Annotated in this window: 15 protein-coding genes and 1 pseudogene; 10 read left to right on the top strand and 6 right to left on the bottom strand. The window is 69.0% G+C overall.

The window, feature by feature from the left end; translation table 11 throughout:
- Positions 1 to 215: pseudogene (locus ACFU99_RS15415) on the bottom strand (hypothetical protein); the annotation flags it as partial.
- A 95-nt stretch (positions 216 to 310) separates the two neighbouring features.
- Complete coding sequence (locus ACFU99_RS15420) at positions 311 to 457, bottom strand: hypothetical protein (RefSeq protein ID WP_384391362.1); 147 nt, start codon at positions 455 to 457, stop codon at positions 311 to 313.
- A 73-nt stretch (positions 458 to 530) separates the two neighbouring features.
- On the opposite strand from ACFU99_RS15420, the gene ACFU99_RS15425 reads away from it, so the two are divergent.
- From ACFU99_RS15425 to ACFU99_RS15435, 3 genes are all read left to right on the top strand, one after another.
- Positions 531 to 800 (top strand): sigma factor-like helix-turn-helix DNA-binding protein, encoded by a 270-nt coding sequence (locus ACFU99_RS15425; RefSeq protein ID WP_384391359.1) that lies wholly within the window; start codon positions 531 to 533, stop codon positions 798 to 800.
- Positions 734 to 907, top strand: coding sequence for a hypothetical protein (locus ACFU99_RS15430; RefSeq protein ID WP_384391365.1), 174 nt, complete (start codon positions 734 to 736; stop codon positions 905 to 907). Before ACFU99_RS15425 ends, ACFU99_RS15430 begins: the two co-directional genes overlap by 67 nt.
- Before the next feature lie 762 nt (positions 908 to 1,669).
- Entirely contained in the window at positions 1,670 to 2,647 is a 978-nt protein-coding gene (locus ACFU99_RS15435) for a hypothetical protein (RefSeq protein ID WP_384391328.1), read from the top strand.
- Between the two features lie 145 nt (positions 2,648 to 2,792).
- Here the strand turns inward: ACFU99_RS15435 and ACFU99_RS15440 are convergent, their stop codons facing one another.
- The 3 genes from ACFU99_RS15440 to ACFU99_RS15450 all read right to left on the bottom strand — a co-directional run bounded on the left by ACFU99_RS15440 (position 2,793) and on the right by ACFU99_RS15450 (position 5,329).
- Positions 2,793 to 3,212: an ester cyclase gene (locus tag ACFU99_RS15440; protein WP_384391331.1), complete on the bottom strand. Its 420-nt coding sequence runs from the start codon at positions 3,210 to 3,212 to the stop codon at positions 2,793 to 2,795.
- Between the two features lie 631 nt (positions 3,213 to 3,843).
- On the bottom strand, positions 3,844 to 4,566 hold the full coding sequence (locus tag ACFU99_RS15445; RefSeq protein WP_384391333.1) for a DUF981 domain-containing protein: 723 nt from the start codon (positions 4,564 to 4,566) through the stop codon (positions 3,844 to 3,846).
- A 364-nt stretch (positions 4,567 to 4,930) separates the two neighbouring features.
- Entirely contained in the window at positions 4,931 to 5,329 is a 399-nt protein-coding gene (locus ACFU99_RS15450) for a hypothetical protein (protein ID WP_384391336.1), read from the bottom strand.
- Between the two features lie 949 nt (positions 5,330 to 6,278).
- On the opposite strand from ACFU99_RS15450, the gene ACFU99_RS15455 reads away from it, so the two are divergent.
- From ACFU99_RS15455 to ACFU99_RS15480, 6 genes are all read left to right on the top strand, one after another.
- Positions 6,279 to 7,079, top strand: coding sequence for a DUF6042 family protein (locus tag ACFU99_RS15455; protein WP_384391338.1), 801 nt, complete (start codon positions 6,279 to 6,281; stop codon positions 7,077 to 7,079).
- Positions 7,076 to 7,639: an AAA family ATPase gene (locus ACFU99_RS15460; protein ID WP_384391341.1), complete on the top strand. Its 564-nt coding sequence runs from the start codon at positions 7,076 to 7,078 to the stop codon at positions 7,637 to 7,639. The genes ACFU99_RS15455 and ACFU99_RS15460 overlap by 4 nt, the downstream gene beginning before the upstream one ends.
- An 86-nt stretch (positions 7,640 to 7,725) precedes the next feature.
- Positions 7,726 to 8,340, top strand: a complete 615-nt coding sequence (locus ACFU99_RS15465) for a hypothetical protein (protein WP_384391343.1) — start codon at positions 7,726 to 7,728, stop codon at positions 8,338 to 8,340.
- 99 nt (positions 8,341 to 8,439) lie between these two features.
- Positions 8,440 to 8,751 (top strand): hypothetical protein, encoded by a 312-nt coding sequence (locus ACFU99_RS15470; protein ID WP_384391346.1) that lies wholly within the window; start codon positions 8,440 to 8,442, stop codon positions 8,749 to 8,751.
- Between the two features lie 974 nt (positions 8,752 to 9,725).
- Positions 9,726 to 9,968, top strand: coding sequence for a hypothetical protein (locus ACFU99_RS15475; RefSeq protein ID WP_384391349.1), 243 nt, complete (start codon positions 9,726 to 9,728; stop codon positions 9,966 to 9,968).
- A 219-nt stretch (positions 9,969 to 10,187) separates the two neighbouring features.
- On the top strand, positions 10,188 to 10,361 hold the full coding sequence (locus tag ACFU99_RS15480) for a hypothetical protein (protein WP_384391352.1): 174 nt from the start codon (positions 10,188 to 10,190) through the stop codon (positions 10,359 to 10,361).
- A gap of 122 nt (positions 10,362 to 10,483) precedes the next feature.
- Here ACFU99_RS15480 and ACFU99_RS15485 read toward each other — a convergent pair whose 3' ends face one another.
- Positions 10,484 to 10,798, bottom strand: a complete 315-nt coding sequence (locus tag ACFU99_RS15485) for a DUF6980 family protein (RefSeq protein ID WP_384391354.1) — start codon at positions 10,796 to 10,798, stop codon at positions 10,484 to 10,486.
- 296 nt (positions 10,799 to 11,094) lie between these two features.
- On the opposite strand from ACFU99_RS15485, the gene ACFU99_RS15490 reads away from it, so the two are divergent.
- Positions 11,095 to 12,315: a cytochrome P450 gene (locus tag ACFU99_RS15490; protein WP_384391357.1), complete on the top strand. Its 1,221-nt coding sequence runs from the start codon at positions 11,095 to 11,097 to the stop codon at positions 12,313 to 12,315.
- Positions 12,316 to 12,548 lie beyond the last annotated feature (233 nt).

Below are 12,548 nucleotides of genomic sequence, written 5' to 3' on the forward strand. Positions count from 1 at the left end.
AGTTCGGCCTCGGCCTCGGCCTCGGCCTCGGCCTCGGCCTCGGCCTCGGCCTCGCGGGGCAGGCGGAGGTGACCGGACAGCCCCTGCACAATCCAGCAATGCCACCGATCACGGGCCGGCGGCAGACCGTGACCCGGCTCGCCCTCCGTCTGCTCGATCAGGTTGCGACGGTGGAAGAGCGCCTCACCCGCGACGATCTCTTCACGGCTCGGCACCCACGCACGCCGCGCCAACGCACGCTTGATCTCCCGCAGTTCGGTGTTCTCGTCGTCCGCCCTGCCACCACCGTACGGCGCACGGCGCCGCGCGCTCAGCTCGCCCGGTTCATCGCGGCCCGCGGCAGCAGCGTCACGGTGTCCGCGGCGGCCCGGCGACGCGCGTCGTTCCCCTCACCGGCCTGCGCCACTTCGTCCAAGAGGGCCGCGGCGGCTTGGAGCAGGCCGATCTGCACCGGCACGCTCCGCACGGTCACCGAACGCCGGGCCGGCGAAAAAGCACGCATCCAGATCGGGGCGACGGGCGGAGAAGCCCTGGTCTACGAAGCGCTCGCCGCACTGCCGCCCCGGCAACGCGCGACACTCGCCTGGCACCTGGACGGCTTCACCACCAGCGAGATCGGCAGAGCCCTCAGCATGACCCACGAAGCGGTACGGCAGAACCTGAGCCGCGCCCGCGCCCGCGCCCGCGCCCGGCTCAAGACGACCTTGCTGAACGCGACCGACGGAGGCGGACGATGCCCCACTTCGACAGCGACGCCGCGCTCGATGCCCTGCTCGCGGAAGCGGACAACGCCGTACTGACCGCCGTGGATGAACGCCTCGACCTCGACGCAGGCCGCGCAGCCCTGTTCACCTCGGTGACCACACCCCGAACGCGGAGACGGATCATCGGCGAGCGGGAGGTCTGACGGTCCGGACGGGACAATCACCGACTTCGCCGGCATCCCGGTGGAACCGACCTATCAGCATGAAAACCGCATGGAGGGGGCCGCGCGCCAACGGCCCAGCACAATCGCCCCCAACGAACTGGTCAACGAGATCCTGGAACTGCTCCGCGAGATTTCAGGCCGCCTCGAATCGCTCCAGCTCTGGGCAGATGTGGACGTCCTGTCCAGCGAGCAGCCGCTGGCGCCCGGCCGAGCAAAGAAGGCTGCCACGATGCTCGGCTCCCGGGTCCTGGGCGTCAGAGTACGGAGCATGTACGAGGAGACGGCCCGTGACCTGCGCAACGCTGCCACCCACGAGCTGCGCACACCTTGGACGGAACTCCGCGCGCCTCACGCTCACCATGGGAAACTCGATGACCGCTGCCCCTGGGCCGACAACCAGTGCCGAAAGACCCTTAACTCCTTGGCAATCGCCCAGTGCCTCGTGCCGAAGCTGTTCGCCGACGACGGAGAGGACGCTGGCCCCCTCCCCTCCCCATCGGATGACTACGGACGGGACGAGGCCGGCCAGCGCGGCGAGTCTGTCGGCGGCGAGCTCCACCTGCGACCCGTCCGGTCCTTGAGTCTCGGGGTCGTGGCCATGCTGTTGCCGGTGGCTGGGTGGGCCGGGTGGTGGACATTCTCGGGGCGGTCGGGTGACCGTCCGGCCGGGTCGGCGGCCTGCTCGGTGGTCTCGGCGGAGCATGGGCGGCGATGTCGTTGCGGAGGGATGGCGGATGGGTCGTGGAGGTGTCCGGGCCGCAGGCTCTGGTGCGCAGGGCGTGGACGGTCAATGCGCCGATGGCCGCGATGGTTGTTGTCGCGGGCGTGTTCCTGGTGGCCGCGCTGGTGGGGCTGGCAGTGGACCCGCGGGAGCTCACCGGGCAGCCGGTATGGGCGAAGCCCGCCCGGTTCGCTTTCTCCTTCGGGCTGTTCGGGGTCACGCTCATCTGGCTGCTGTCCCTCGCCCGGGGGCACGCCCGCGCGGTGCGGGTGATGGCGTGGACGGCGGTGGTCTGTGTGGCCATCGAGGGAGCGGGGGGCTCCTGGGCGGCGGCGGAGGGGACCACGAGCCACTTCAATTTCACCACCCTCGCCACCGCCACGCGGATCTTCGTCATGCTGACGGCCTCACTGGTCCTGCTCGCGATGGGCCTGGTGGCCGTGGTGCTGCTGCTGCGGGAACGGGTCGGGCCGCCGGCGCTGTCCTGGGCCTTGCGGCTGGGCATGGTCGTGGTCACCGTGAGCATGGTCGCGGTCTACCTGATGGTGCAGTCCACGCCGGCGCAGGAGGCAGCGGCGGATCCCCGGCCCGGTTCGCCGTACCTCGGCGGGATGCCGTACATCGGCGCGCACACCGTGGGCCCGCCCGACGGCGGCCCCGGGATGCCGGTCAGCAACTTCAGCACGGTCGGCGGAGACTGGCGCGTGGCGCACTTCGTCGGCGTCCACTCCCTCCAAGTCCTGATCCTGCTCGGGCTGCTCCTCACCCTCGGCCCCCGCATGCTCGGTCCCCGGCACCGCACTGCCCTGGTCTGGATCGCCGCAGCCTTCTGCCTCGCCCTGACCGGGATCCTCACCTGGCAGGCCGACCGCGGCCAGCCCGTCACTTCCCCCGACACCACCACCGTGATGGCCCTGACCGCCCTGGGCGTCGCCACCGCGGTGTCCACCGCCGCTGTCTTCCTCCACGCCCGCCGTCGGACAGCACCACAGCCGTGAGTACGGGCGTGTTCTCCGCCCCGCCCGCGCGGATTGCGCGCGCCCTCGGCGCGACGGTCCCGACACGGATCACGGGGCAGCGGACTGTCGGGCCAGGGCCCGGGGATCCGGCCGCTGGCGTGGCGGTGCGGGGAGAACGCGAGGGTCACGCGGCAGCGCCCGGTGCGCCGAGTTGTTCCAGGGCACCCTGGTAGTCCCAGTTGAGCCAGGTCTCGGCGATTTTCCCGCCCCGGAACCTGAAGGTGATCTGGCCGGACACCTCGAAGGTTCGGCCGCTTGGAGGGAATCCCTGATACTTGCCGGTGTGGCGGCCCCGCACGGTGAACCGCGCGCACACCAGGTCGTCCTCGGCGACCATGCTTTCGGCGGTGTGCCGGAGCCCGAAAGCCGTCACCAGTTCCCGATAGATCTCGCGGGCCTCGGCCAGGCCCACGGTCTCCTGCGGCATCGCCGGATCGTGCTCGCGATAGTCCGCCGTGCACAGATGGTCATACGCGGGAATGCGGTCCCGCTCCTCTGTCTCCTCCAGGAAGCGGGAGGCCACGTCCTTGCTGCGAGATTCCATGCCCGCCTTCCTACCGGGACCCACCGTCAGGGACGGGGACCGTCACGCCCACGCGGCGGGTCACACCCGCGGAATCAGCGGGGATTCGTGCCCTGGGCCCCAGAGGAACGGACCAGGAAACCGGTCCTACCGTCAGAAGCCTTGACCGGCTGTGATCCGGGCTGCCGAACCCTGGGCCGAGGCGACCGTTTCACAGGTAGCGCGTGATGACGCCGTGACTGGAGCTGGCCGTCGCTCCCGAGGCCACGCCCTTCACGGCCGGCAGGCCGCCGAAGCCGTCGCGACTCCGGCCCCACCAGCGGGGTTGAGGATGTGGCGGGCGGCTACGCCGCGCCATGACGAGCGAAGCGCGGAAGCCTCCCGCGCGTCCTCCTTCTCAGCCTCCGCCGGGGCACCCGCCCAGCGGTCCGGGGCCGGACATGAATCCGCCCTTCCCGCCGAATCCGCCGAGGCCGGGAGCCTGACCGTGCGCGTCGAGCGGCTCTCCTTCGGCGGCTCCCCGGCAAGGCGCGCGCTGCCGTGGACGACCGGGCGTACGGCGTCGCCGGGATCGAAGAAATCGCCGAAGCCGCCCGCGCATGAGCTGATTTCTGGGCTTGAACAGGGCGGCTTCCGCCGAGTCCGTGAGGACTCACATGGTGTTGACGATGAGTCCGATGTGGGTGAAGTAGTTCAGTCCGCCGAAGAGCAGGAAGGCGAGTCCGGAAAGCCCCCAGGCGGTCCCGACGACCTTGCTCAGCCAGGTCCGGGGGCGGCGCAGCGCGAACGGGAAGAGGAGCGCGCCGATGCCGACCAGGACGTACAGGCCGGACATGAAGCTCGCTTCGAGGAGCGGCCATTTCGCGAACTCACCGGAGACGGGCTCCTCCGGCGGTGCGGCGAAGAGGGTGTACTTCCAGCCCGCGGCGGCGATGCCGAAGCAGGCGAGCCCCATTCCGAAGACGAAGACGGAAATCGGCAGGGCGATCTGGGTCGTACGGGTGACGCGGTCGTCGCCGAGGAGCTCGGGGCCCCGCTTCCAGAGGTAGAAGGCGGCGGCGAGCAGGAAGACCCCGAAGGCCAGTGCCGGCTCACCGAAGATGACGTTGTCGAACGGAAAGCCCTGTCCGGCGAGCGGCCAGGTCAGCGTCATGTGCAGACCGGTGGTGACGAGGGTGAAGCCGAGGGCGCCGAAGGCCAGCGCCCAGCCCTCGGGCGCGATGGCGCGCCGGGAGCCGAGGAATTGACGCCCCAGCGCGACCACGAGCAGGAGCCCGGCTCCGGCGGCCACGGACATGATCGTGTTGTAGGTCGGCATCCGGGTCCAGTCGATCTTCAGACCGGATGCGGCGAGGGGGGCGAGGTGCCGAATCATTCCCGGAGAATAACCCGGTATGTTCTTTTTGTTGGGTATGTGAAACTCACGTCCCGGTTTCTTGACCACGGTGTTCGCCCCAGCGACGGCACCGGCCTCGACGGGGGCCACGAGCCTGACGCCCATCGATCTGCACGGTTTGGGGCCGCTTCGAGTCGCCCCGGTGGTACCGAATGGCACCGCCGTAGCCAATCGCAGACGCACAGCAGGCCCCTCTGGCCGTCGATGGCGTAGCGCGCATTCACCTGCGCGGGGGTGGCGCACCGGGCACGTCTTCACGACCGCTGCGCAGCAGATGCGGGCTCCGGGCATGGGAGCGCCCAGCCCGAACGGATTCGAGCTGGGCGCCCCCATAGTGTGAGGGTCAGGGGATGACTACATAGAACGGCTGGTCGCTGGCGCCCTTGCTGGTGCCGGTCGTCACGCGGATCGAGTTGTTCTTGCAGCTGCTGTGGTTGCGGGAAAGGAAGATCGACGCGTCCCAGTCGGCGCCGTTTTCCAGCGTGGCCTGCGGGATGGCCTTGGCCGCGTCCACGCCGGGTACCAGGTTGATGCAGTACCGGCCGGTGGCCACCTTCTGGACCGATTCGACGGTGTTGGTCTTGCGGGCGTTGGCGCCGTTCGCGGGGACGGCGGCGGCTGCCTGGGCATGCGGGACGTTGGTGTTGTCGGTGGGGTCGGCCGCGATGGCGACCCCGGCGAAGGCCGCGCCCACGGAGGCGACACCCACGGTGGCCAGAACCAGCTTGATGCGAGTACGCATGCAGCATGCCCTTTCTCGGCAAATGCGGTATCCCGGCGAGCAACTCACCAACCGGGCAAGCACATTGAGCACCACATCCCGCGCCGGCCACCATCTGCGTTCATCCCAGGGGGTGTTGGCCATGCTTCAAACCACCCTCAGGTAGCGGCTCACCGGGAGGCCCCGGGGCGGATGAGGTCAGTGTGACCGAGCAGGTTGGCTTCAGCGTTGCAGACCCGTCCGACGTGCTCACTTCACACGTGGACGCAACCGGGTCTGCCCGCTGACCTCACAGCGCAATGTGTCCACCCGCCGCCCTCCGACGACGTTCCAGGAACTACGCAAAGCGATCACTGGGCAGCATCGGAGCGTTCAAAGACGGAGACCGAGCAGTTCTGCGTAGCGCCGGCTCCGCAGAATCCAGCGGTGCCACCGGTCGCGGACCGGCGGCAGACCGAGGCCCGAATCGCTCTCGGCCTGCACGATCTGGTCGCGCCGGCGGAAGAACGCCTCACCGCGACCATCTCCTCACGGGCCGGCGCCCACTCGTGTCGTACCAGCGCCCGCTTGATCGCCCGTGGCTCGGAGTTCTCGTCGTCGATTTCGAACACCGCGCACTCGATGTTGAACAGGACCACCTGCCGCCTCCCGCAGGCTTGACCATGCATGCACCCAGCACGGCGCTTGTAGCGGGTAATGAGACTCGGCCGTCTGGGTGACGTACGAGTCATGCCGCTGCCCCGGCCCTGGTCGCATCAGGCTGTTTCGGGGAATTCCTCGGCCTCGTGGGAGACCACCGGTTTGGCGCAGTGCGGCCGGCGTGGTCCGGTGAGCGGGCCCGCCGGAGAGCGCGAACCGCTGGGACTGCGGCCGCCGCAATCCGCTCTGCCCCGGTCCGGGGTGGGAACGCTCCCCGCACCACAGTGCGTACGCTGCCAGCGTTTGGCTGTCCTTCGAGGAGGAACTACAGATGACCGAGAACTCGTCTGTGCCCGGTCCGCGCCGGGACATGGCGATGCACAACGACTGGTGGGTGTCGGGCTGGGAGCACGTCCTGCCCCGTCAGGGTTTCCCGCTGACCCTGCTGATCGGGACCGCCAGCCAGCCCGGTTTCACCGGCTCTCTGGATGACCTCCTGCAGGAGATCTTCGACGGCCACTGGGACATGATCGGCGGCGACCTCGACGCCGCGCTCACGTTCTCATGGCCCGACGAGGAGTGGGACTACGAGGAGGCGCCGGAAGGACGCGAAGCATCCGAGGCGAAGCGCTGGGAGCGGTTCGGCGCCATGCTCACGGCCGCCGGCTTCCCCGTGCCCACGACCGTGCGGGATCTGTCCGAGCTCTACCTGACGTGGGGCCTGGTATGCCGCGAGGAGACACCGGACGGCACCCGGTGGTCGATGCCCGCCGCCTTGCCGTTGCCCGGCGACCTGCTGCCCCTGGACGCCGACCTCGCCAAGCGGCTCGACCGGAACCGGTGGGCGATGCGCACCGGCCCGCTCGTCGACAGGCTCATCACTCATCTGGTCGATGATCTGGGCGAACCGCAGGAGATCCTCACCTCCCTGGACCGCCTGGCGGCCGCCACCGGCCAGGACGCCGACGACGTCCGCATCGCCCTCGCGGAGTTCGTGGCCTCCGGCGACGCCCGTGTCCAGCGCGGCGAGGAATCGGCCGACGCGGAGCGCCTGGAGGCCCACCGCCGCTTCCGCCTGGTCATGGACTGGGAGCACTTCCATGAGAACCGTATCCAGGTCAGCCGCGGTTGACTGAGGCCGCGCCCGGCACCGTGGGGACCAGCGACACGCGCCTGATCGTGCTCCGCGGCAACAGCGCCTCGGGCAAGTCGTCCGTCACCGCCGGCCTGCGCGAGAAGTTCGGCCGCAACCTCGCCATCGTCGCCCAGGACAACCTGCGCCGAACCGTGCTGCGCGAACGCGACCGGCCCGGCGGCGCCAACATCGGCCTGATCGACCTCACCGCCCGCTACGCCCTGGACCACGGCTTCCACGTCGTCGTCGAAGGCATCCTGTACGCCGACCGCTACGGCGCGATGCTCCAGGACCTGGTACGCGCCCACCGGGGCATCACACGGTGCTACTACCTCCACGTGCCCTTCGAGGAGACGGTGCTCCGGCACACGACGAAACCCGACGCCGAGTACCTTGCCCACGTCAACGAGCGCCACCTGCGCGACTGGTACCGGGAGAAGGACCTGCTCCCCAACGCCCTGGAGACCGTCATCGGCGCGGCCAGCACCCGCGACGACACAGTCCAACAGATCCTCTCCGAGAGCGGCCTGGACGGCGTTCTCCCGATCGACCGCTGACGGCCCATAAGGGCGTCAATGCCGGTACGGTCAGCTTCACGGCACGGAAGACGGCGCACACCACCCGGACCAGGGGGCCAACGGGCGTGGAGAACGAATCGCAGAACATCCCGTGGGGCGGTGAGTGGCGACGACACGTCCGCTCCGATCAGGAAATGGTCCTCGTACGCGCCTGGATCCGCCGCCTCGAATGCCCCACGTGCAAGACGCCCGCAGGACGCGCCTGCCGCACCGCGGGCGGCCGCCCCACCTACCACCACCGGGCTCGCCGCGACGCCGCCGACCCGATCCCGTACGAGGAGTGGCGGCAGCAGGGCCTCATTCCAGAGCAGCGGACGTACACGATTCCGGCCGTGCTCAAGGAGACGGAGAAGGCGCGCGCCGACTTCAACGTGGACACCGCCCTGGCCGACGGCGTGGCGGTCGTCCGCATGTTCCTCGCCGACCGGCTCGGCCTGTTCCTCCAGGGCGAGGAGGCCATGGACCGCATCGACGACGCTGTGCGCAAACTCATCGAGGTCCGCGGCCCGGTGGGGACGGCCGACCTGGTCACCGTCCTCGCCAGCTTCGTCGCCGCGCTGCTGTCCGCGAACGCCGGGCCCGACGGCGATCCGGAGGCCCTGTTCGACACGATGATCCGCGCGCAGATCGACATGGTCCGCAGGATGAATGCGATCGAGAAGGAACGGGCCGACGGCTGACCGGCCGGTCAACACTGATGCAGTGACACCCACTGACCTCCTGCCGATGCAGTACCAACCTGCACCCTGGTGGTGTCCCGTTCGAGCAGAGGATGAGCGGTGCCCGACCGACCCGAAATCGTCTGCATCTGCGGCTCTGCCCAGTTCGTGGATGAGATGCGCGCGGTGAATCGTGATCTGACCTTCGCCGGGGTCATTGTTGTTGCGCCAGGCGAAGCAGACGAGTTGATCACCGACAAGCAGAAGACGGCGCTGGACGCCCTCCATCTGCGCAAGATCGACCTGGCAGACCGGGTTCTGGTCGTCAACCCCGGCGGGTACATCGGCGCGTCCACGAGCAGGGAAGTCGACTATGCCCACGCCATTGGCAAGCCGATTTCGTTCACCGGTCCCGCCCCCGCTGCACCGTAGTTCGCCGGGGGAGCGGCCCAAGACCCCATGACCTACACGCACACCAGTGTGATGCCGCAGCTCATAACCCCCCGGGCACACCCCAGCGCGTGCAGGGCCTGGACGCGGCGCCGCCGGCCCTGGACAGCGAAGGCCCCCGGCCGCTCGTGCGCTCCGGGGCCCTGTCCGCCGGTTTCACCGCTGCTCACCAGCCGTCAGGCGCGCTGCCCACCCACGCGATCGGCCGGCCTTCGCTGGTGCGGCCCCAGTGCGGTTCCTCCATCGAGGTCTCGTGGCCGACGGCCAGCACGCAAATCCGCCCTCCCCAGCGGCCGTGCTTGCCTGCACAGACTCCGGTGAGCCGGGCCGCGTTGCCGTCGCTCGCGCACGGCCTGGTCGTAGCGGTCCTGGAATGGTTGGAGACGGGCACACAGTTCCGGACCGAGCTCCGTCTCCGCCGCCTCTACCGCGGCTCTCGCCTCCCGCACCGCAGGGTCGGCCAGCAGCGGCGAGATGATCTTCTCCGCCTCCGCTGCGATGTGCCGGTTTGGTGTCGATGGTTGATGTCAGTGACGGTACGTCAGGTGTAGGTGTTTTCGCTGGTGGGGCGTTGAGCGGGGGGTTGGGCACTGTCGTGGGGTGGCGCATGCGACGGTGACGGTTGTCATGGGGTGCTACACCCCGCCCCGTACCGCTGTCTCGGGAACGGCGCTTCTGATAGAACCGCGCACATATACGCGAGGGAAGTTCGGCGAACCGCTGACGCACGCGCGCCCGAGTGACACCGTGCACATCTCCGAGATGTTCCCGCCACGGCGGGGCGGCGTCCGACTGGCCCGCGATGGCAAGGACGTGGTCGAGGGCCCTGATCACTGCCAGCCCGCGAGCGGCTCGTGGGCGTCCCTGTACGACGACATGACCGTCACCGAGGTCGCCAAGGCCACCATCGACCACTTGGTCCCCCTGGCCGAGGCCTGGCGCTCCGGCGCCGCCCCGTGGACCGCAGACCAGCGCAAAGCGTTCGGCAACGGCCTGAAGGACCCGCAGCTGCTCATCGCCTCGGAATCCTCGAACTCCTCCAAAGCGACTCGGGCCCGGCCGACTGGAAGCCGGAGAACAAGGCCTTCTCGTGCACCTATGCCAAGGACTGCACCCACGTGAAATCGGTCTTCAAACTCGCCACCACCAGCAAGGAGAAGACCGCCCTCACCTCCATGCTCGGCACCTGCACCTCCTGACCGAGCATGCCCGGGCCACCGAGCTGCCTCTCGTCCTGGTCCGCTGGACCGTGGCCAGGACCGACGCCGAGGAGGAGGACAAGGCGCTCTTCGCGCACCTGGCCCGCGGCGAAGACATCGGCGCCCACGAACCGAGCGACGCCGGGACGCCGGGCCCGGAGGGAGCGTAAGCCGCTACCGCATCCCGTACGCCCACCCGCCGACCGGGCCCACAACGCCATGCCCCGGACACTGCGGACCGGCTCCGACGCCGGCATGCAACGCCTCGCGGCCGATCTGTACGGCCACGGCTCCACACCGGTCAAAGGCGACCACGACCGGCGGGAGGCCGCGGTCGGCGGCACCGTCGTCCGCTACTGCGTCAGCGCCGACGTCCCCATCGTGTACACCTGACCCGCTGTCTGCTCTGCTACCGCGCCGCAGGGCAGACAGCCTCTCGGAACCGTGCCGACGACCAGCGCTTTCTCATCGTCGCGGCGTCGGCTTGGTGGCCCAGTCCCCACCGCCTCTGTTCGTCAGATCTGGGGCAGTGTGGTGAGCCACCTGCCGTCGTGGAACTCGGCAGGGACATCGTCCTCCCACGGATCGATGCCGCGGTGTTCCAGTTCGTCGAACCACCGGTCCCGCTGGGACGGAGGGAGGCTCCGTCCGCACCAGGGGCAGAAGCCGATGGTGATGCTCGACGTGCCGCCGTCATGGATGATCAGCCCGTACTCCTGGAACCTGGCACTGAAGCGGATCAGCGTGTCAGGGCAGGCGATGGGATCGTCGTGTTGGGCGCAGCGCACGTTCACGTGGCTGGTCATCGCCTGGCAACAGTGGTCGGTCACGGCCTCGGTATTTCGTTGATCGGTACTGCGTCCAGAAGTAGATCACGGTCTGCGGAGGCCACCGGTGGAGCGTCGGCTCCGGTCCCGCCCGCGTACGCCCTGCCAGGCCGGTGCGGTGCTGTCACCGGGCTGATAGCCGACCGTGCTTGGGAAGCCGAAGGGCGGGACTCGTTGTGGGGTGACAGCGTCACCCCACAGAGTTCTCTCAGGGATCGTTGCGTTCTCTAACTGCACGGCCTAGTCTCCCAGTTAGAGAACTTGGCGTACTTTAAATGTCGGAGACCTCAAGGAGATCGATGACTGAGACTGCCGCGACAATCCACCAGGACGACGCACCGGCATTCCCCAGCGACCGCACCTGCCCCTACCACTTGCCCGAGGCATACCTCTCATTACGGGACTCAAAGGATGCGCTCCGGAGGGTGACCCTCTTCGACGGGCGCCAGGCGTGGGTGGTGACCAAACACGAGACGGCCCGGAAGCTGCTCACCGACCCCCGGATCTCGTCCAACCGCCTCTCCGACGGTTTTCCCGCCACCTCTCCGAGGTTCGCGGCGTTCCGCACCTCCCCGCAGTCGTTGGTCAGCCTGGACCCGCCGGAGCACGGCCCCAAGCGCCGGATGATGATCAGCGAGTTCACCCTCAAGCGCATCAAGGGCATGCGCCCGGACGTCGAGCGCATCGTGCACGGTTTCATCGACGACATGCTCGCCGCCGGCCCGACGGCCGACCTGGTCGCCCAGTTCGCGCTGCCGGTGCCGTCCCTGGTGATCTGCCGGCTGCTCGGCGTGCCCTACGCCGACCACGACTTCTTCCAGAGCGCTTCCCGCCGCATGGTCCAGGGGAACGACGCAAAGGGCCCGCTCGCCGCGCGCCAGGAACTCGTGGACTATATGGGCACACTGGTCGACAAGTTCGCGGCCGAACCCGGCCCCGGCCTGCTCAGCACCCTGGTCACCGAACAGCTGGCGAAGGGCGCCATCGACCGCGAGGGTCTGGTTCTGGACGCGACCATGCTGCTCATCGCGGGCCACGAGACGACGGCCTCGATGACCTCGCTGAGCGTGATCACCCTGCTGGAACACCCGGACCAGCACGCCGCGCTGCGCGCCGACCCGAGCCTGATGCCGGGTGCTGTCGAGGAGCTGCTGCGCTATCTGGCCATCGCCGACATCGTGGGCGGCCGCGTCGCGACGGCCGACATCGAGACCGACGGGCAGGTGATCCGCGCCGGCGAGGGCGTGATCATCTCCAACTCGATAGCCAACCGCGACGGTTCGGTCTTCGAGAACCCCGACGACTTCGATGTGCGGCGCCCAGCCCGGCACCACATCGCCTTCGGCTACGGGGTCCACCAGTGCCTCGGCCAGAACCTGGCCCGGCTGGAACTCGAAATCATCCTCACGGCCCTCTTCGACCGGATCCCGACGCTGCGACTGGCGGTCCCGGTGGAGGAACTGAACATCCATCCGGGCACCACGATCCAGGGCGTCAACGAACTGCCGGTCACCTGGTGACCGCCGCGAAAGGAGTGATCATGCGAGTGAAGCCGTCGCCGCGCTTGAGGTCGCAGTCGGCCGTGAGCCGGACCTGCTGCCTTTCGGGGCCGTGACCGAGATCCCCGTCCAGCACGGCTCGACCTGCCGCTGGCCGAGGTGCTGACGAGCCGCCTCAGCGGCACCCGGACAGATCTGTCAACGACCCCTGACCGTCGCCTCGTTCCGGCCCGCGCAGCCCGGCCGTACAGGCC

The organism is Streptomyces sp. NPDC057654 (genome assembly GCF_042800135.1).
GTDB lineage: Bacteria > Actinomycetota > Actinomycetes > Streptomycetales > Streptomycetaceae > Streptomyces.